The organism is Mesorhizobium sp. SP-1A (assembly GCF_032460275.1).
Taxonomy (GTDB): domain Bacteria; phylum Pseudomonadota; class Alphaproteobacteria; order Rhizobiales; family Rhizobiaceae; genus Mesorhizobium.
Genome location: NZ_JAVXZD010000001.1, coordinates 241856 through 260735 on the forward strand (window position 1 = coordinate 241856; position 18880 = coordinate 260735).

An 18880-nucleotide genomic window follows, 5' to 3' on the forward strand; every position below is an offset into this window, starting at 1 on the left:
GCTACTCGGCCGCCACGCGGATGCCGGAAGGCACGGCCGGGAAGGTGCAGATCACCGTGGTGCCGTTGTCCTTGCCCGTCTGGATCGCGACGGTTCCGCCATGCAATTCCACGAAGCTCTTGACAATGGAGAGGCCGAGCCCGGCGCCGCGCCGGCGGCCGCCGTTCACATGCGGCTCGAAACGGCGGAACACGGTCTCCAGCACGTCCGGCGGCATGCCCGGGCCGTCGTCATGCACGGAAAACTGGATGCCTTCCGGCACCTGGCGGCAAGCCAGGCTTATGACGCTGCCTTCCGGCGCGTAGTTCACGGCGTTGCTGAGCAGGTTGTAGAGGATCTGGCGTATGCGCGTCTCGTCGCCGTGGAAGCTCTTGGGCGCGGTGCCGGCCTCCACTCGCAGCCGGATCGAATGCTCTTCCAGGCGGTCGGCGATCAGTTCCGCGGCGGCGGCGATGGTGCGGCCCACCTCGACCTCCGAAATCTCGAGCTGCATGATGCCGGCATCGACGGTCGCTAGGTCGAGGATGTCGTTGACGATGGTGAGCAGCACCGAGGAGGACGAGCCGATATGCTCGACATATTCCTGCTGCCGCGTTGTCAACGGGCCGGTGGCCGGTAGCGAAAGCAGTTCCGTGAAGCCGATGATGTTGGTCAAAGGCGAGCGCAACTCATAGGAAACATGCTGCACGAACTCGTTCTTCAACTGGTCGGCCTTCAGCAGCGCTTCGTTCTTGTCTTTTAGCGCGCGCTCGACATTGACGCTGTCCGTGACGTCCACGAAGGTGATCATCACCTGTCCGTTCGGCAGGTGGATGACAGCGTAGCGCAGCACGTCGCCGTTCTCCAGCTCCGTCTGGCCGCGATGGTCGCGGCGCTCTTCGTCGAAGCCGGTGACGGCCGCGACGAAGCCGGGCCAAGGACTGTCCTTGGCCCTGTGATCGCAAAGCTGGCGGATCGCGGACACATGGGTGTCCGCCGATATCGCTCCCGCGTCCAGTCCCCATAGCGTTGCGAATGCGGGATTGGAAAGGCGCAGCCTGCCGTCGGGCCCGAACACGGCGACACCCTCTGCCAGATTGTCGAGGGTTTCGCCCTGCACCCGCACGGCGGTGCGGTAGCGGCTTTCCAGGTCGATCTTCTCTGTCAGGTTCTCGAACACCCAGGTCACGCCGCCCCTGGGCTGCGGGTTGGCCACCACGCGGATGGTCTTGCCGTCGGGCAGGTACCACCAGTGCTCCTGCGGTTCGACCGCGCGATAGGCCCCGAGAAGGTTCTCCTTCCAGCGGCGCCATTCGGGCTGTTCGGCGATCTTGCCCTCCGAGCGCAGGCGGTCGAGCAGCAACGCATTGTCGGGCGCGCTGTGCAGGAAGGCACTGTCCAGTCCCCAGAGCTTCTGGAAGGCCTGGTTGAAGAAGCGCAGCTTTTCCTCGGTGTCGAATATGGCGACGGCGGTGTTGAGCTGGTCGAGCGTGTCGGCGTGGCTGCGCACGGTGCGCTCATATTCTTCGCGCACGGCCTCGATGGCGCTGACGTCGCAGGCGAGTCCGGCGGAGCCGCCGCCGCCGGCGACGTCCACCACGGCGAACATGCGCCGGTCGCCCTCGATGACGGTGGACAGCGTCTGCTCGAAGACGGGCCGCGCCCTGTGGCTCTCGGCGATGGCCTCGCGTGCCTGGCTGCCGAGGAATTCCTTGCCTTCGCTGAGCGTCTCCTGCGCGTCGCTTGCCTCCACCGCGGCGGCGTAGGCGCGGTTGACCCACTTCAATCTTCCGTCCGCCGCGCGCAGCCAGAACGGCATCTTCAGCGCGTCCAGGAGGCCCTTTACAGTCTCCTGTTCGGCGGCCAGCCGCCGGTTCTCGATCTTGAGCCGCGCCTCGCTTCGCTGCGTTTCCGACAGGGACACGAAGCGCACGATCGCATGCGCGCTTCTCTTGCGGCCGTGGATTTCCAGCGGCGCGCCGGACAGCGACTCCGCGACCAGATCGAAAGGCGTGCCTTTTTCCCGCAGGGCCGCCACCGCATGTTCCAGCGCGGCGGCCGAGCGCGGCATCAGCCAGCGGCCGAAGGCCAGGAAGGCGGCGCGCTCGTTCGGCGCTCCAGATTCCACCGGCAGGCTGCCGACCAGTTCCGGTTTCTTGTTGTCGGACGGCCATACGATGGCGCGCTGGTCGCGCAGATTGAGTAGCGCTTCCGAACGCTGCAGTGCGGCGTTCACATCCGCAATGCGGGTGCGCAGCTCCGCGTTCTCGGCCGCGGTGCGGGCGCGTTCGCGGATGAGCATGATGGCGGACACGAAAGCCGCGCCCATCACGCCGGTGGTGATGGCGAGCTGTATGACGTCGATCGTGCCGACCGAGAAGCCGCCCGCCGCGGCATCCTGTGCCCGGGCGCCGAGCGGCGCGAGCGCTGCCGTTCCGGCAAGCAGGGCTGTGAGAAAGGTGCGTCTGCCACGAGCGGCCGTGCCGCTCGTGACCCGGTGGCCCTGCCTCGAATCCTCATGGCCGCCGGAAACGGCCTCTCCCGCGCGAAGCGGGTTTTCCCCCGGCATGTTGGTCCTCTCCGCCGCCAGAACACAAGACTGGACGAACGCGCCTGCTACCCTCGAATCTGCAGTGCCGCACCGCCAAAACGCAAAGGTCGTTCCGATATGGGAAACCTGGGCACCGCCTGTTCCGAACCATCGGTTCCGACGCTGCGCCAGCCGGAAGCCTCGCGAATCACTCCAACATACCCCCTCGCCGAATCGCCGTGAAGCAGGGCGCCGGCCAAAAATAAGGCCGGGCGAAATGTCAATCGCCCGGCCTCAATATGTTGTAGTTTATTCAGCTATGGTTAATAGCGGTAGTGTTCCGGCTTGAACGGACCCTGCGGCGTCACCCCGATATAGGCGGCCTGCTCGCTGCTCAGTTCGGTGAGCTTGGCGCCCAGCTTGTCGAGGTGCAGGCGCGCGACCTTCTCGTCGAGGTGTTTCGGCAGCACATAGACCTCGTTCTTGTACTGGCCACCCTTGCTGAACAGCTCGATCTGCGCCAGCACCTGGTTGGTGAAGGAGGCCGACATGACGAAGCTCGGGTGGCCGGTGGCGTTGCCCAGGTTGAGCAGGCGGCCTTCCGACAAGAGGATCATGCGCTTGCCGTCCGGGAAGGAGATCATGTCCACCTGCGGCTTGACATTGGTCCATTTCAGGTTGCGCAGCGCGGCGACCTGAATCTCGTTGTCGAAGTGGCCGATATTGCCGACGATAACCATGTCCTTCATCGCGCGCATATGGTCGAGCGTGATGACGTCCTTGTTGCCGGTGGTGGTGATGACGATGTCGGCGGTTGGCGCCGCATCCTCGAGCGTCACCACCTCGAAGCCGTCCATGGCGGCCTGGAGCGCGCAGATCGGGTCGACCTCGGTGACCTTCACGCGCGCGCCGGCGCCCTTCAGCGAAGCGGCCGAGCCCTTGCCGACGTCGCCATAGCCGCAGACCACGGCGACCTTGCCGGCCATCATCACGTCGGTGCCGCGGCGGATGCCGTCGACCAGCGATTCCTTGCAGCCGTATTTGTTGTCGAACTTGGACTTGGTGACGGAGTCGTTGACGTTGATCGCCGGGAAGGGCAGCAGGCCCTTCTTCTGGAGTTGGTAGAGGCGGTTGACGCCGGTGGTCGTCTCTTCGGTGACGCCGCGGATCGCCTCGCGCTGCTTCGTGAAGAAGCCCGGCGTCTGGGCCATGCGCTTCTTGATCTGGGCGAAGAGGATTTCCTCTTCCTCGCTGCCCGGCTTGGACAGCACGTCCTCGCCGGCCTCGGCGCGGGCGCCGAGCAGGATGTACATGGTGGCGTCGCCGCCGTCGTCCAGGATCATGTTGGAAGGCTGGCCGTCCGGCCACTGGAAGATCTGGTCGGTATAGGTCCAGTAGTCCTCCAGCGTCTCGCCCTTGATGGCGAAGACCGGAATGCCGGCTTCGGCAATCGCCGCGGCGGCATGGTCCTGGGTGGAGAAGATGTTGCAGGAGGCCCAGCGGATGTCGGCGCCGAGCGCCTTCAGCGTCTCGATCAGCACCGCCGTCTGGATGGTCATGTGCAGCGAGCCGGTGATGCGCGCGCCCTTCAGCGGCTTGCTGGCCCCGAATTCCTCGCGGCAGGCCATCAGGCCGGGCATTTCGGTTTCGGCTATTTCGATTTCCTTGCGGCCCCAGCCGGCAAGCGAAATGTCGGCGACCACGTAGTCCTTGCTACCCGTCATGGCGGTGCTCCGTTGCGGTTGTCTTCAGGAGGCGCCCGCACGCGGGATGCGCAGGTCAAGGGCGCGGTTCGGCCGCCTGACTAGCAGATCGCACCCGATGCGACAATGGGATATAAAGAAATCTTTATCCGTGCATGTCCGCCGCAGCCTGGCGGCCGGTCAGATCTCCTCGCCGAAACGCGAGGCGATCAGTTCGTCAAGGGCGGCCAGCACTTCCTCCGCCTGAGGCCCCGAGGCGCTGACGCGGATGGAGCTGCCGGGGCTGGCAGCCAGCATCATCAGCCCCATGATGGACGTTCCGCCGACCTTCATGCCGTCGCGTTCGACATCGACCGTGGCCTCGAAGGCCGAGGCCACCTGCACGAACTTTGCCGAAGCCCGTGCATGCAGGCCGCGCTGGTTCACGATCAGGAATTCGCGGATGACCTGGTCCGGTCCGGAGGAAGCCTCGCTCATTTGCTGCTCAACAACTGGCTGGCGACGTTGATGTATTTGCGCCCGGCCGCCTGCGCCTCGTCGAGCGCCGCAGCCATGTTGTCGCCCTTGCGGACGCTGGTGAGCTTGATCAGCATCGGCAGGTTCATGCCCGCGATCACTTCGATGCGGCCGGCCTCCATCACCGAGATGGCGAGGTTCGAGGGGGTGCCGCCGAACATGTCGGTCAGCACGATCACGCCGGCGCCGCTGTCCACCCGCGCCACTGCGTCCACGATGTCGCGGCGGCGCTGCTCCATGTCGTCGTCGGCGCCGATCGCCACTGTCGCGAAATTTTCCTGCGGTCCTACAACGTGCTCCACGGCAAGGCGGAACTCATTGGCCAACTGACCGTGCGTAACGAGCACGAGTCCGATCATTCTAGGGCGGCTCCCGTCATTTCTGTAGGCGAAGTCATGGCCCCTTCACAGGCACATCTTACGCTCGCCGGCCTCTCCGGGCGGCAGGAAGCGCTATCTTGTCGAGGTGCGGGCGGATGACAAGCCCAAATCTACGCTTCCCCTGTCCATTTTGACGCATTGCAGCATCAAAATGGCCGCAGTTGAGCGAAAGGCACGATGCCGAGCCGCCCCGCGACGGCCGGCATGGCGGCAACGACATGGCGCGCGGCCAGGTCGAGGCGCGGCAGGACGCAGCCGGCAACGGTTTCGGTCGCGTCCTCCTGCATGCGCGGCATGGCCTCGGCGGGCACGAGGCGCACGAGGAGATCCATCACCGCCGCCGGTTCGAAGGCGATCGGCCGCGGCCCGATGCCGGGCACCTCGGTCAATCCGGCGATCGTCTCGGGTGCGCGGCAGACCAGCCGCCCCGAATGTGCGGCGACAAGAAGCTGGTCGTCGGCGACCAGCCGGCAGTTCAGGCCGCGCGTGCCGAAACGGTCGATCAGGGCGAGCGCCAGGGTGGTTTTGCCCGAGCCGGAAGGCCCGGTGATCAGGAGGCCCTTTTCCCCGATCAGGATTGCGGTGCCGTGGACGTTCGTCGCTTGCATGCGGCTGGAATGTCAGTCGTCGGCGGGAAGCGCCACGACGAAGCGCGCGCCCCTCAGCTCGCCCGGCTTGGTGCCGGGAATGTTCTCGGCCGTCAGCGTGCCGCCGTGCGCCTCCACGATCTGGCGGCTGATCGACAGGCCAAGCCCGGAATTCTGGCCGAAGGCTTCGCCGGCCGGCCGGTCGGTGTAGAAGCGCTCGAAGATGCGCTCGATGTTCTCCGCCCGGATGCCGGGTCCGTTGTCGTCGACCGTGACGATGTTGAACTTGCCGGCCCGCGACAGCGAAACGGTGATATGGCCGTTCTCTTCCGACACGAAGGATCGGGCGTTCTCGATCAGGTTGGTGATGACCTGGCCGAGCCTCAGGTCGTGGCCCTGCACGAAAAAGCCCTTGGCGCCCTGCGGCGGCTTGCCCACCTTGAATTCGATCTCCACCGCCTTCTTGTGGTGCGAGGCTTCGCGCGACACCGCCACCAGGTCGGTGATGAACTTCTTCAGGTCCACCCTGCCGGCGTCCTCCCGCGCCAGCTCGGCGTCGAGGCGCGAGGCGTCGGAAATGTCGGTTATCAGGCGATCCAGGCGCTTCACGTCATGCTGGATCACTTCCATCAATCGGCCCCGCGACGCCTCGTTTTTCGCCAGCGGCAGCGTTTCCACGGCGCTGCGCAGAGAGGTGAGGGGATTCTTCAACTCATGGCTGACATCGGCGGCGAAGCTCTCGATGGCTTCGATGCGCGCATAGAGAGCATTGGTCATGTCGCGCACCGCGATGGACAGATTGCCGATCTCGTCCTGGCGGTCGGAGAAATCGGGGATTTCCTCGCGGTTCTTCACGCCGCGGCGCACCCTGACGGCCGCGGCCGACAGCCGGCGCAGCGGGTTGGCGATGGTCGAGGCCAGCAGCAGCGACAGGATGGCGGTGACGAGCGCAGCGATGCCGAAGACGCGCAGGATCGCCTTGCGCTCGGCCGAGACGATCTTGTCGATGTCGCCGCCTTCGGTCGAGAGCATCAGCACGCCGAGCACGGCGCGGAAACGCTGGATCGGCACCGCGACCGAGACGATCTGCTCGCCCTTCTCGCTGACCCGCACCACGGTCGAAGGGCTGCCGGTCAGCGCCTTGACGACCTCCGGATAGGCCGCCCCGTTGCCGCCCGGCTGTTCCTTGTAGACGGGAAGCGCCCTGCTGCTAAATAGGTCGAAGATGAATTTCTGCACCCGGTCGGCGATGCTCGGCTCTTCCTCCTCCACCGGCGGCAGGTCGTAGCGCAGGATCTGGCCGCGCGAGTAGAGATGGCGCGAATCCAGCAGAAGGTTGGCGTCGCGGTCGTAGATGCGTGCGCGGGTGCGGGTGGGCGATATCAGCCGGCGCAGCACCGGCGCCACGCGCTCGGGATTGATGGGGAAGTCCAGATTGTCGAGCTGGTCGCTGGAGGGATTGACGCTCTCTCCCGCCTGGAGCTCCAGCAGCTTTTCAGGGTCGATCGAAATGGCGTCCGTCTCGACCGTCGCCGACGCGGCGATCGCCCCGGCGATGATCTCGCCCTGCGTCATCAGGCTTTCGACGCGCGCGTCGATCAGCCCGTCGCGGAAGGTGTTGAGATAGAGGATGCCCGACACCAGCACCGCCAGCCCGGCGAGGTTGAGAAACAGGATGCGCCGGGTGAGGCTGGAGAAGATGTGGTGCCCGAGAAAGCGGCGCAGGGGCACCGTGACCTTGGACAGGAAGGACGGCGCCGTCCGGGACGAGCGCCGCTTGGCACTTGCAGGCCTGCTGTGCTCGACTTCCACCGCCATTAAAGGTCGTCACCTGCTGTCAGGCTTCGCGGAACCGGTATCCGACACCGTAAAGCGTTTCGATCATCTCGAAGTCGTCGTCGACCGCCTTGAACTTCTTGCGCAGCCGCTTGATATGGCTGTCGATGGTGCGGTCGTCCACATAGACCTGCTCATCATAGGCCGAATCCATCAGCGCATCACGGCTTTTCACCACGCCGGGGCGCTGGGCCAGCGAATGCAGGATCAGGAACTCGGTGACGGTGAGCGTGACCGGTTCGCCCTTCCAGGTGCAGGTATGGCGTTCCTGGTCCATGACGAGCTGCCCGCGTTCCAGCGAGCGCGATTGCTGGCTGGGCTGCTTGGTGGCCGCGTCGCGGGCGCTGGCCCGGCGCAGCACGGCGCGCACGCGCTCCACCAGCAGGCGCTGGGAAAACGGTTTGCGGATGAAGTCGTCGGCGCCCATCTTGAGGCCGAACAGTTCATCGATCTCGTCGTCCTTGGAGGTCAGGAAGATGACCGGCAGGTCGGTCTTCTGGCGCAGCCGGCGCAACAGCTCCATGCCGTCCATGCGGGGCATCTTGATGTCGAGGATGGCGAGGTTCGGCGGCCGCGCCGTCAATCCCTCCAGCGCCGATGCGCCGTCCGTGTAGGTCTCCACGCGGTAGCCTTCGGATTCCAGGGCGATCGAGACCGACGTCAGGATATTGCGGTCGTCATCGACAAGCGCGACTGTTGCCATTTCTGGTGGCTCCCTCATGAGCGGGTGTCCCTTCGTGCTTCGAGAAGGGGCTTCTGCAAAACAAATTAGGTACAAAATGTGGCATGGCGCTCGCCTCTCCTACTCCGGCAGCATGAGCATGTCCACCGCAACGGCCCTGTGCGGGTAGGACGCCGCCGCCGCATCGATCCTTTGGATGCCTGTGTGAAACTCCTTCATCTAAACGATTTAAACAACGTTCAAACTTTTTAAATCGATTAATCGTTTGATATTGCTTTTCTTTTCTGCTTCTCACCAAGAGCGCCCCTTAGAGAAGGCCGGCAATCCGCTGGCTGTGTGCGGCAATTTGAGGCGAAAGGAAAACAAGGTTTCATGTCGGAACTCGGCAAACGCAATCCCGCTTGCGGGATCGATACCATCGGACTGAAGACCACCGGAACAGTGCACTACAACCTTGGAGCGGCCCGGCTGACGGAGGAGGCGATCCGCCGCGGCGAGGCCCGGCTGACCGCGCACGGCGCGCTGGTCGCCGACACCGGCCAATTCACCGGCCGGTCGCCCAAGGACAAGTTCGTCGTGCGCGACGCGGACACCGAAGCGCATGTCTGGTGGGACAACAACAACGCCATGACGCGGGAGCAGTTCGACGCGCTCCATGCCGATTTCCTGGCCCATGCCGCAGGCAAGGACCTGTTCGTGCAGGATCTGATCGGCGGCGCCGACCGCTCGCTCAGCCTGCCGACGCGCGTCGTAACCGAATATGCCTGGCATTCGCTCTTCATCCGCAACCTGCTGATCCGCCCGCAGGCGAGCGAGCTGGAAGGCTTCGTGCCGGAGATGACCATCATCGACCTGCCGTCGTTCCGCGCCGACAGCGCCCGCCACGGCGGCCGCAGCGAGACCCTGATCGCCGTCGACCTGACGCGCAGGATCGTGCTGATCGGCGGGACGAAATATGCCGGCGAGATGAAGAAGTCGGTCTTCACCGCCCTCAACTACATCCTGCCCGCCAAGGGCGTCATGCCCATGCACTGCTCGGCGAACGAAGGACCGGATGGCGACACGGCGATCTTCTTCGGTCTGTCGGGAACCGGCAAGACCACGCTTTCGGCCGATCCGACACGCACACTGATCGGCGACGACGAGCACGGCTGGGGGCCGCACGGCGTCTTCAACTTCGAGGGCGGCTGCTACGCCAAGACCATTCGCCTTTCGGCCGAGGCCGAGCCGGAGATTTTCGCCACCACGCGCCGTTTCGGCACCGTGCTGGAGAACGTGGTGCTGGACGAGAACGGCGTGCCGGATTTCGACGACGGCTCGCGCACGGAAAACACGCGTTGCGCCTATCCGCTCGACTACATCCCCAACGCCAGCGCCACCGGGCGGGCCGGCCACCCGAAGAACATCATCATGCTCACGGCCGACGCCTTCGGCGTGATGCCGCCCATCGCCAGGCTGACGCCGGCGCAGGCGATGTATCATTTCCTGTCGGGCTACACGGCCAAGGTGGCCGGCACGGAGCGCGGCGTGACCGAGCCGGAAGCCACCTTCTCGACCTGCTTCGGCGCCCCCTTCATGCCGCGGCATCCGTCGGAATACGGCAATCTGCTGCGCGAGCTGATCGCCCGTCACGGCGTCACCTGCTGGCTGGTCAACACCGGCTGGACCGGCGGTGCCTATGGCACGGGCAAGCGTATGCCGATCAAGGCCACGCGCGCCCTGCTGGCGGCCGCGCTCGACGGTTCGCTGAACGCGGCGCAGTTCCGCACCGATGCCAATTTCGGCTTCGAAGTGCCGGTCGACGTCCCCGGCGTGGACGGCGCCATCCTCGATCCGCGCTCGACCTGGGCGGACGGGGCGGCTTACGATCGCCAGGCCGCGAGGCTGGTCGGCATGTTCATCGACAATTTCGGCAAGTTCGAGAGGCATGTCGACGCCGCCGTCAAGGGCGCCGCGCCGCACATCCAGCAGGCGGCGGAATAGCGGTCAGCCGTTCGATTTCGACGAGGCCCGGTTCCGCCGGGCCTTTTCTTTTTGTCCGCACAGCGCCATGAGTGGCCATGGCACAGGACAGGATCATTGCTATCGGCGGTGCCGTCGTCACCGAAGACGAGCTGGAGGAAAGCTTCATCCGCTCTTCCGGCCCCGGCGGCCAGAACGTCAACAAGGTCGCGACTGCGGTCCAGTTGCGTTTCGACGCCCGCAACGCGCCGGGCCTGTCGGACTATGTGCGCGAGCGGCTGATAAGGTTCGCCGGCCAACGCGCCACCAAGGACGGCGTCATCGTCATCGAGGCCGCGCGCTTCCGCACGCAGGAGCAGAACCGTGCCGATGCGCGCTCCAGATTGATCGCCCTGCTTGCAAGGGCGGCCGAGCCGCCGCCTCCGCCGCGCAAGAAGACGAAACCTTCGAAGGGAGCGGTCGAGCGCCGGCTCAAGGCGAAGGCCGGCCGCTCCACGGTGAAGAAGCTGCGCGGGCGGATCGACAGCGACTAGCGGCTACGGTTCAACCCACGGCTTCCAATTTCAACCCGTGGGTGCCAATCTCGGCCTTGCGTAAAAGACAAGGAGACCAAGATGGGCATTTTCGATTTCGTCAAGGGCGTCGGCAAGAAGCTGGGAATTGGTGGCGACGATGCGCCGCCATCCGCGGACAGTCTCAAGAAAGAGCTGGATTCCCACAAGCTCGGAACGGACGACGTTCATGTCGAGGTCCAGGGCGATACGGCTGTCCTGAAGGGCAAGGTCGACGACCAGTCGATCTTCGAGAAGGCGGTGATCGCGGTCGGCAATACGCTCGGCGTCTCCAAGGTGCAGGCCGACGAACTGAAGGTCGGCGGTGCGGCCGCCGCCAAGGAGCCGGTATTCTACACCGTCAAGAAGGGCGACAATCTGTGGAAGATCGCCGAGGCCCAGTACGGCAAGGGGCAGGGGGTCAAGAACACCGTCATTTTCGAGGCCAACAAGCCCATGCTGACCTCGCCGGACAAGATCTATCCCGGCCAAGTGCTGCGCATTCCGGACATTTCCGCATCCTGATCTCGCGAAGCACAGCAAAAACGCGTGCAGCGGAACGGCGGCTTTCGGGTCGCCGTTCCTTTTCGGTGATGGCAAAGCCATATTCGCCTGCGCCATCTGTTCCGCGACGGTGAACCCGGGAGATCGAACCATGCTTGCCTTGCCGGAAGGCGTTCGTCACATGCCCGGCTATCTCTCGGCCGAAGCGCAGGCGGCGCTTCTGGAAGACATCCGCGCCGTGGTGCGGGCGGCGCCGCTCTACGTGCCGGCGATGCCCAGAACCGGCAAGGAGATGAGCGTGCGCATGACCAATTGCGGCACGCTCGGCTGGGTCACGGACAAGGAACGCGGCTACCGCTACCAGACCACGCACCCGGCGACGGGCGAGCCGTGGCCGCCGATGCCGCCGGCGCTGCTGCGGATCTGGCAAGAGGTGGCCGACTATCCGCTTGCGCCGGAAGCCTGCCTCGTCAATTTCTATTCGCCCGAGGCGAAGATGGGCCAGCACCAGGATCGCGACGAGGCCGACTTCGCCGCTCCCGTGGTTTCCGTCTCGCTTGGCGACGATTGCCTGTTCCGCGTCGGCGGCCTGCGGCGAACCGACAAGGCGGTGTCCTTCCGCCTCCAAAGCGGGGACGTGGTCGTGCTGGGTGGCGCGAGCCGGCTGGCCTTCCACGGCGTGGACCGGATCTATCCGGATACCTCGATGCTTCTGAAGAGCGGCGGCCGCATCAATCTCACCATGCGGCGGGTGACGAAGCCGTAACCCGTTCCTACAATTTCCGCAGCGCCACCTCTTCCACCAGATGGTTCGCGCCCTTGCGCAGGATGAGGTCCGCGCGCGGACGGGTCGGCAGGATGTTCTCGCGCAGGTTCTTCAGGTTGATGTTGGTCCACAACCCCTCGGCGATGGCGCGCGCGGCGCCTTCCGAAAGCTGCGAATAGCGGTGGAAGAAGGAGTCGGGATTGCGGAACGCGGTCTCGCGCAGCCGCATGAAGCGGGCGACGTACCAGTCATGGATGAGCGTCTCGTCCGCATCGATATAGATCGAGAAGTCGAAGAAATCGGACAGGAAAGGCACGATCTTGCCGTCGGCCGGCAGGGTGCGCGGCTGGAGCACGTTGATGCCCTCGAAGATCAATATGTCCGGCCGGTCGATGGTCGTGAACTGGCCCGGCATCACGTCGTAGGTCAGGTGCGAATAGAGTGGCGCGCGCACGTCGCGCTCGCCCGATTTGATCGCCGAAAGGAAGCGCAGCAGGGCGCCGACGTCATAGCTGTCGGGGAAGCCCTTGCGCTCCATCAGGTTCTCGCGGCGCAGGATCTCGTTGGGGAGGAGGAAGCCGTCGGTCGTCACCAGATCGACCTTCGGCGACGAAGGCCAGCGCGCCAGCAGTTCCTTCAGCACGCGCGCCGTGGTCGATTTGCCGACCGCGACGGAGCCGGCGACGCCGATGATGAAGGGCGTCTTGACCACGCTTTCCTTGTTGAAGAAGGCCTGGCGCTGCCTGAACAGCAATTGGCTGGATTCCACATGCGAGGAAAGCAGGCGCGACATGGAAAGATAGACGCGCTTGACTTCCTCGAGGTTCACCGGGTCGTTCAGCGATCGCAGCCGGTCGATCTCGTCCTCGGTCAGCGTCAGCGGCGTGTCGGCGCGGAACTTGGCCCATTCGTTGGCTGAAAAGAACAGGTAGGGAGAGTATTTCTCGGCGGCGGCGAACTGGTCCATCGAGTTTCCTATCCTGCGCCGTTGGTCTCAGCCCGGCGTCGGCCGCGAGGCCTTTTCGGCAATGCCCGACTGCCCGGTGCGGCGTTCGAGTTCGTCCAGGACCTCGGCAAGCTTCACGTCCGAAATGGCGAGAACCACCAGCCAATGATAGAGCAGATCGGCGCTCTCGGAAATCAGCGCCTGCCTGTCGCCGCGCACGGCGCCGATGACGGTTTCGACCGCCTCTTCGCCCAGCTTCTGGGCCGCCTTGTCGATGCCGCGCGCAAACAGTTTCGCCGTCCACGAGTCCGGATCGCCGGAGCGGGCGCGCTCGGCGACGATAGCCTCCAGGTCGGACAGTGAAAAGCTGCTCATGATGCGCGGTTTAAGGTCGTTGCGGCGCGCTGTCGAGTCGCATCGGCAGCCCGGCCTCCGCCATGTGCCGCTTGGCCTCGGCGACGGAATAGGTGCCGAAATGGAAGATGGAGGCGGCGAGCACCGCGGTGGCGTGGCCGTCGCGTATGCCCGCCACCATATGGTCGAGATTGCCGACGCCGCCGGAGGCGATGACGGGCGCGCGCACGGCGTCCGCCACGGCGCGCGTCAGTGCGATATCATAGCCGGCCTTGGTGCCGTCGCGGTCCATGGAGGTGAGCAGGATCTCGCCGGCCCCCAGATCGACCACCTTGCGGGCGAACTCCACCGCGTCGATGCCGGTCTTCTCGCGGCCGCCATGGGTGAAGATCTCCCAGCGGTCCGCCTCGCCTTCGCCCGAGACCTTCTTGGCGTCGATGGCCACCACGATGCACTGGTTGCCGAATTTGTCGGCGGCTTCGGCGACGAAAGTGGGGTTCTTCACCGCCGCCGTGTTGATCGAAACCTTGTCCGCGCCGGCCAGCAGCAGCTTGCGGATATCGGCGACCTGCCGCACGCCGCCGCCCACCGTCAGCGGCATGAAGCATTGCTCGGCGGTGCGCGCCACGACGTCGAAGATGGTTTCGCGGTTGTCGGAGGAGGCGGTGATGTCGAGGAAGCAAAGCTCGTCGGCGCCTGCCGCGTCATAGGCGCGGGCCGCTTCGACCGGATCGCCCGCATCGACCAGATCGACGAAATTGACGCCCTTGACGACGCGGCCGTCCTTCACGTCCAGACAGGGTATGACACGGGCCTTCAGGGTCAAAGGACGGCCTCCATATTCGTTTGCACGTCCTCGCCGCTGCGCGGCTGCGGGTCGTCCTTCACGTCGAGGCAGGGAATGACGCGGGCCTTCAGGGTCATGCGCGTTCCTCGAACAGTCCCGGCCCGGGCTTTTCGCCGCGCAGGATCGCCAGCGCCTCGGCCGGGTCGATGCGCCCGTCATAGAGCGCGCGGCCCGAGATAGCGCCTTCGAGCTTCTTCGCGTCCGGCATGGTCATGCGCACGATATCGGCGATGGAAGCCAGCCCGCCCGAGGCGATGACGGGAATGGAGACGGCTTCCGCCAGTTCGATGGTCGATTCCCAGTTGATGCCGGTCAGCACGCCGTCGCGATCGATATCGGTGTAGATGATGGCCGCGACGCCCGCGCCCTCGAATTTCTTGGCCAGTTCGATCACGCCGAGTTCCGAGGCTTCCGCCCAGCCCTCGACCGCCACCTTGCCGCCCTTGGCGTCGATGCCGACGGCGACCTTGCCCGGAAAGAGCCGGCAGGCTTCCTTCACCAGTTCCGGATCGCGCACGGCCACGGTGCCGAGGATGACGCGGGCCAGGCCGCGCGCCAGCCAGTCTTCGATCTGCGGCAGGGTGCGGATGCCGCCGCCGAGCTGGACCGGGTTCTTCGTCGCCTTCAGGATCGCGCCGACGGCTGCGCTGTTGACGCTCTGGCCCTTGAACGCGCCGTTGAGGTCAACGACGTGCAGCCATTCGAAGCCCTGTTCCTCGAAGGCACGGGCCTGCGCGGCGGGATCTTCGTTGTAGACGGTGGCCGTGGCCATGTCGCCGAGCTTCAGGCGCACGCATTTGCCGTCCTTGAGGTCGATGGCGGGAAAAAGGATCATGGCCTTCACGCACCTTCCACGATCACGACCTTGCCGACCGAGCCGGCCAGCCTGTGCTTCAGCGCTTCCTGGTATTCCGGCGAATTGTAGCAGGCCAGCGCGATCTCGAAGGAAGGGAATTCGATGACGACATGACGATTGCCGGTCGGTCCTTCCGGATTCTCGTACTGGCCCGCGCGCACCAGGAACTTCGCGCCATATTTGGAGAAGGCCGCGCCATTGGCCTCGATATATTTCCGGTAGACGTCCTGGTCGCGGACATCGACCATCGCCATCCAGTAGCCCTTCTTGCTCATGGCGTCCTCCTCAGGGTTTCCAGCGCAGGAAATTGGCGATCAGGGCCAGCCCCAGCGCCTGGCTCTTCTCGGGATGGAACTGCATGCCGGCGAGATTGTCGCGGCCGACCGCCGCCGTCACCGGTCCGCCATAGTCGGTCACGGCCAGGACCTGTTCGGGCCTCGCAGCCCTGAGCTGGTAGGAATGCACGAAATAGGCATGCAGCCCGTCCGGTCCGGTCGGTATGCCGGCGAACAGTGGATGCTGCTGCTTCACTTCGATGGTGTTCCAGCCGATCTGCGGGATCTTCAAAGCGGGATCGGCGGGCTGAATTTCCGCCACGTCGCCGGCGATCCAGCCGAGCCCTTTCGTCACCGTCTTTTCCAGCCCGCGCTCGGACATGAGCTGCATGCCGACGCAGATGCCGAGGAAAGGCCGCGCCTTGGCGATGGCCGTTTCCTCCAGCGCCTCCCACATGCCCTCGACGGCGCGCAGGCCGGCGGCGCAGTCGGCATAGGCGCCGACGCCGGGCAAAACGATGCGGTCTGCGCCGCGCACGCGTTCCGCGTCCGCCGTCAGTTCGATCTCGGCCGCGATGCCTGCCTCGCGCGCGGCGCGCTCGAAGGCTTTCGTGGCCGAGCGCAGGTTGCCCGAGCCGTAGTCGATAATGGCAACGCGCATGTCAGGCTCGTCCGGGATGGTGTGAAAGTCCAAGCGCCATGCCGGTCTGCACCGGGCGCGCGCGATCGGGAGCGGGCACGATGGCGTGCCGCTCCTCCGCCGGTGCCTCGGCGGGACCGAGCCCGCAGGCATAGCGCGTTTCGGCATCCGGCAGGTCGGCCGCCTCGATCACGCCCTGTTCGGTCCAGCCGGAACGGCGCAGCTTCGCGATCCTGAGGCCCTGGCCTTCCAGGCCGAAATAGAGCCCGACGAGCAGCGTCAGCACCGCTCCGGCGAGTTCGAAACCGGGTCTTTCCCCGACAGCGGTAAGCACGCCCATCGCGATGAAAGCGACCAGGGCGGCGAACCATAGCCGGTGCCACAGCAGCCATAGCGGCGAGACGAGGAAGGCGAGCCACGAAAACCCGTCGCGGATCAGCCTCGTCTGTTCCGGCATTGCGCCGAGGCCGTCCGCCGGCGGCTCCATGACGACATAGCTGGCCATCGCTATCCCTTCAGCGATCCCTTGGTGGAGGGCACCGCGTCCGGCTGGCGCGGATCGCTTTCCAGCGCCGCGCGCAGCGCGCGCGCCACCGCCTTGAAGCAGGTTTCGGCGATATGGTGGTTGTTGGCGCCGTAGTGGTTCGTCACATGCAGCGTTATGCCGGCATGTTGCGACAAGGCCTGGAAGAATTCGCGCACCAGTTCGGTGTCGAAGCTGCCGATCTTCGGCGCGGAGAAGGCGACGTTCCAGACGAGGAACGGCCGGCCGGACACGTCGAGCGCGGCGCGCGTCAGCGTCTCGTCCATGGCCAGGTCGATGGAAGCGTAGCGCATGATGCCGCGCCGTTCGCCCAACGCCTTGGCCAGCGCCTGCCCGAGCACGATGCCGGTGTCCTCGACCGTATGGTGGTCGTCGATATGCAGGTCGCCCTTCGCCCGCACCTTCATGTCGATGAGCGAGTGGCGCGAGAGCTGGTCGAGCATATGGTCGAAGAAACCGACGCCGGTGGAAATGTCCGATTTGCCGGTGCCGTCGACGTCGAGCGAAACCGAAATGTCGGTTTCCTTCGTCTTGCGGCTCACCTCGGCGGAACGTCCGGCCATCGCCTCTTCCCTGTCGCTGCCGGGGCGCTTGCGCCCCTTGGAAAAACGAGAGCCTTCTAGCAGCATGGCGGGGTGAACGCCAGTTGCGATGCGCCCGTTTGCAATCGCGCCGCAGCGGCATACATATGGCTGCAACATCACTCGTAAAGCGCCGATTGCCTGACGGGGACGGCGCGACATCGGAGCAATATATGTCCAATGATTTGACCATGCACGCCACGACCATCGTGACCGTGCGCAAGGGCGGCAAGGTGGTCATCGCCGGCGACGGCCAGGTCAGCCTTGGCCAGACCATCATGAAGGGCAACGCCAGGAAGGTGCGGCGCATCGGCAAGGGCGGCAGCGTCATAGCCGGTTTCGCGGGCGCGACGGCCGACGCCTTCACCCTGCTGGAGCGGCTGGAATCCAAGCTCGAGCAATATCCCGATCAGCTGACGCGGGCCTGCGTTGAGCTGGCCAAGGATTGGCGCACCGACCGCTATCTGCGCCGGCTCGAGGCCATGATGCTGGTGGCCGACAAGAACGTTTCGCTGGCTTTGACCGGCACCGGCGACGTGCTGGAACCGGAGCATGGCGTCATGGCCATCGGCTCGGGCGGCAATTATGCGCTGGCCGCCGCGCGGGCGCTGATGGACACGGACAAGGACGCCGAGGAGATCGCCCGCAAGGCGATGGAGATCGCCGCCGACATCTGCGTCTACACCAACCATAATTTCGTTGTCGAAACCATCGATGCCGCCGCGTGACCGGGAGCCGGAATACGGCTTCCGCCCGGTGACCGAGGCAGATCTGCCGATGATTGCCGGCTGGCTGGCCGAGCCGCATGTCGCGCCCTGGTGGGACGATCCCGAAACCGAGATCGCGGCCATCCGCGACCACATCGACAGTGTCGAGGTTGAACCGCTGATCGTGGAACTGGACGGCAGGCCGATCGCGTACTTGCAAAGCTACGACCCGCATATGGAGGACGATCATCCCTATGCGGACCAGCCCTTCGGCACGCTGGGCCTGGACCTGTCCGTCGGCGTGCCGGAACTGGTCGGCATCGGCCACGGGCCGGTGATCGTCAGGCAGTTCGTCGACCTGCTCTTCGCCGAAGGCGCGCCGCGCGTCGTCGTCGATCCGCATCCCGGCAACGGCCGGGCGATTCGTGCCTACGAAAAGGCCGGATTCCGTGAGATCGATCGGCGCAGCTCGCAATATGGCGAGGTGGTGCTGATGGCGATCGACGCCGGGGAGGATGCATGACGGTTTCGGCTGAAGACAAGGGACGGGAAGCGGCGGGATGGACCCTGACATGGCCCGTCGGGCTGCTGATCGCGGCCGCGCTGATCGGCGTGCAGGCGCTGGCGCTTTATCTGGAAGGCCATCCGCTGATCTGCACCTGCGGCTACGTCAAGCTGTGGCACGGCGTGGTGCAGAGTTCGGAGAATTCCCAGCACATCTCCGACTGGTACACGCCCTCGCACATCATCCACGGCTTCCTGTTCTACGCGCTGGCGCGCTGGCTCTTTCCGCGGCAGTCGATCTGGTTCCGGCTGGTCTTCGCCATGCTGATCGAGGGCGGCTGGGAAATACTCGAGAACAGCCCGATCATCATCGAGCGCTACCGGGCCGGCACCATCTCGCTCGACTATTACGGCGACTCCATCATCAACTCGGTATCCGACACGCTGGCGATGGTGCTGGGCTTTGTGATGGCGAGGACGCTTCCTATATGGTTGGTCGTAGCGCTGGCCGTCTTCTTCGAAATCGGCACCGGCTACGTCATCCGGGACAATCTGACGCTCAACGTGATCATGCTGCTGCATCCGTTCGAGTCGATCAAGCAATGGCAAAGCGCAATTCAGTAACTGGAT

At 65.1% G+C, this 18880-nt stretch carries 22 protein-coding genes; 7 read left to right on the forward strand and 15 right to left on the reverse strand.

The window, feature by feature from the left end; genetic code table 11:
• Window position 1 precedes the first annotated feature (1 nt).
• From QU595_RS01115 to QU595_RS01145, 7 genes are all read right to left on the reverse strand, one after another.
• The gene (locus QU595_RS01115) at window positions 2-2548 is read right to left on the reverse strand and encodes a sensor histidine kinase (RefSeq protein WP_315918382.1); all 2547 of its coding nucleotides are present in this window, start codon (window positions 2546-2548) and stop codon (window positions 2-4) included.
• A gap of 284 nt (window positions 2549-2832) precedes the next feature.
• Window positions 2833-4233 (reverse strand): adenosylhomocysteinase, encoded by a 1401-nt coding sequence (ahcY, locus tag QU595_RS01120; protein WP_315918383.1) that lies wholly within the window; start codon window positions 4231-4233, stop codon window positions 2833-2835.
• A gap of 159 nt (window positions 4234-4392) precedes the next feature.
• Window positions 4393-4689 carry an HPr family phosphocarrier protein gene (locus QU595_RS01125; protein ID WP_315918385.1) on the reverse strand — a complete coding sequence of 99 codons (297 nt, stop codon included), beginning with the start codon at window positions 4687-4689 and terminating at the stop codon, window positions 4393-4395.
• Entirely contained in the window at window positions 4686-5087 is a 402-nt protein-coding gene (locus QU595_RS01130) for a PTS sugar transporter subunit IIA (protein WP_315918387.1), read from the reverse strand. Before QU595_RS01130 ends, QU595_RS01125 begins: the two co-directional genes overlap by 4 nt.
• Before the next feature lie 167 nt (window positions 5088-5254).
• Window positions 5255-5716, reverse strand: a complete 462-nt coding sequence (locus tag QU595_RS01135) for an HPr kinase/phosphorylase (RefSeq protein WP_315918389.1) — start codon at window positions 5714-5716, stop codon at window positions 5255-5257.
• Between the two features lie 12 nt (window positions 5717-5728).
• On the reverse strand, window positions 5729-7513 hold the full coding sequence (locus tag QU595_RS01140) for a sensor histidine kinase (RefSeq protein ID WP_315918391.1): 1785 nt from the start codon (window positions 7511-7513) through the stop codon (window positions 5729-5731).
• A 19-nt stretch (window positions 7514-7532) separates the two neighbouring features.
• On the reverse strand, window positions 7533-8234 hold the full coding sequence (locus QU595_RS01145; RefSeq protein ID WP_315918392.1) for a response regulator transcription factor: 702 nt from the start codon (window positions 8232-8234) through the stop codon (window positions 7533-7535).
• Between the two features lie 351 nt (window positions 8235-8585).
• Here QU595_RS01145 and QU595_RS01150 point away from each other — a divergent pair, with 351 nt between their 5' ends.
• From QU595_RS01150 to QU595_RS01165, 4 genes are all read left to right on the forward strand, one after another.
• Window positions 8586-10196, forward strand: coding sequence for a phosphoenolpyruvate carboxykinase (locus QU595_RS01150; RefSeq protein WP_315918394.1), 1611 nt, complete (start codon window positions 8586-8588; stop codon window positions 10194-10196).
• Between the two features lie 77 nt (window positions 10197-10273).
• A complete protein-coding gene (gene arfB, locus QU595_RS01155; RefSeq protein WP_315918396.1) occupies window positions 10274-10708 on the forward strand; it encodes an alternative ribosome rescue aminoacyl-tRNA hydrolase ArfB in 435 nt (144 codons plus the stop codon).
• Window positions 10709-10789: 81 nt separating this feature from the next.
• Entirely contained in the window at window positions 10790-11251 is a 462-nt protein-coding gene (lysM, locus tag QU595_RS01160; RefSeq protein ID WP_315918397.1) for a peptidoglycan-binding protein LysM, read from the forward strand.
• Between the two features lie 130 nt (window positions 11252-11381).
• Window positions 11382-11996 carry an alpha-ketoglutarate-dependent dioxygenase AlkB gene (locus QU595_RS01165; protein ID WP_315918399.1) on the forward strand — a complete coding sequence of 205 codons (615 nt, stop codon included), beginning with the start codon at window positions 11382-11384 and terminating at the stop codon, window positions 11994-11996.
• 7 nt (window positions 11997-12003) lie between these two features.
• On the opposite strand, the gene coaA is transcribed toward QU595_RS01165, so the two are convergent.
• The 8 genes from coaA to hisB form a co-directional block, all read right to left on the reverse strand.
• Entirely contained in the window at window positions 12004-12963 is a 960-nt protein-coding gene (gene coaA / locus QU595_RS01170) for a type I pantothenate kinase (RefSeq protein ID WP_315918400.1), read from the reverse strand.
• A gap of 27 nt (window positions 12964-12990) precedes the next feature.
• Window positions 12991-13317 (reverse strand): phosphoribosyl-ATP diphosphatase, encoded by a 327-nt coding sequence (locus QU595_RS01175; RefSeq protein WP_315918402.1) that lies wholly within the window; start codon window positions 13315-13317, stop codon window positions 12991-12993.
• A gap of 10 nt (window positions 13318-13327) precedes the next feature.
• A complete protein-coding gene (hisF, locus tag QU595_RS01180) occupies window positions 13328-14122 on the reverse strand; it encodes an imidazole glycerol phosphate synthase subunit HisF (protein WP_315918404.1) in 795 nt (264 codons plus the stop codon).
• 94 nt (window positions 14123-14216) lie between these two features.
• Window positions 14217-14978, reverse strand: coding sequence for a 1-(5-phosphoribosyl)-5-[(5-phosphoribosylamino)methylideneamino]imidazole-4-carboxamide isomerase (hisA, locus tag QU595_RS01185; RefSeq protein ID WP_315918406.1), 762 nt, complete (start codon window positions 14976-14978; stop codon window positions 14217-14219).
• A 5-nt stretch (window positions 14979-14983) separates the two neighbouring features.
• Window positions 14984-15274, reverse strand: coding sequence for a DUF1330 domain-containing protein (locus QU595_RS01190; RefSeq protein WP_315918408.1), 291 nt, complete (start codon window positions 15272-15274; stop codon window positions 14984-14986).
• Window positions 15275-15284: 10 nt separating this feature from the next.
• Entirely contained in the window at window positions 15285-15935 is a 651-nt protein-coding gene (gene hisH, locus QU595_RS01195; protein WP_315918409.1) for an imidazole glycerol phosphate synthase subunit HisH, read from the reverse strand.
• A gap of 1 nt (window position 15936) precedes the next feature.
• The gene (locus QU595_RS01200) at window positions 15937-16419 is read right to left on the reverse strand and encodes a DUF2628 domain-containing protein (protein WP_315918410.1); all 483 of its coding nucleotides are present in this window, start codon (window positions 16417-16419) and stop codon (window positions 15937-15939) included.
• A gap of 2 nt (window positions 16420-16421) precedes the next feature.
• Entirely contained in the window at window positions 16422-17021 is a 600-nt protein-coding gene (hisB, locus tag QU595_RS01205; protein WP_315918412.1) for an imidazoleglycerol-phosphate dehydratase HisB, read from the reverse strand.
• Between the two features lie 191 nt (window positions 17022-17212).
• On the opposite strand from hisB, the gene hslV reads away from it, so the two are divergent.
• Genes hslV through QU595_RS01220 form a run of 3 tightly spaced genes read left to right on the forward strand, consistent with a single transcriptional unit; the run spans window position 17213 to window position 18874 of the window.
• On the forward strand, window positions 17213-17767 hold the full coding sequence (gene hslV / locus QU595_RS01210; protein WP_315918413.1) for an ATP-dependent protease subunit HslV: 555 nt from the start codon (window positions 17213-17215) through the stop codon (window positions 17765-17767).
• Window positions 17754-18269: a GNAT family N-acetyltransferase gene (locus QU595_RS01215; RefSeq protein ID WP_315918415.1), complete on the forward strand. Its 516-nt coding sequence runs from the start codon at window positions 17754-17756 to the stop codon at window positions 18267-18269. The genes hslV and QU595_RS01215 overlap by 14 nt, the downstream gene beginning before the upstream one ends.
• Entirely contained in the window at window positions 18266-18874 is a 609-nt protein-coding gene (locus QU595_RS01220; protein WP_315918416.1) for a DUF2585 domain-containing protein, read from the forward strand. Before QU595_RS01215 ends, QU595_RS01220 begins: the two co-directional genes overlap by 4 nt.
• Window positions 18875-18880 lie beyond the last annotated feature (6 nt).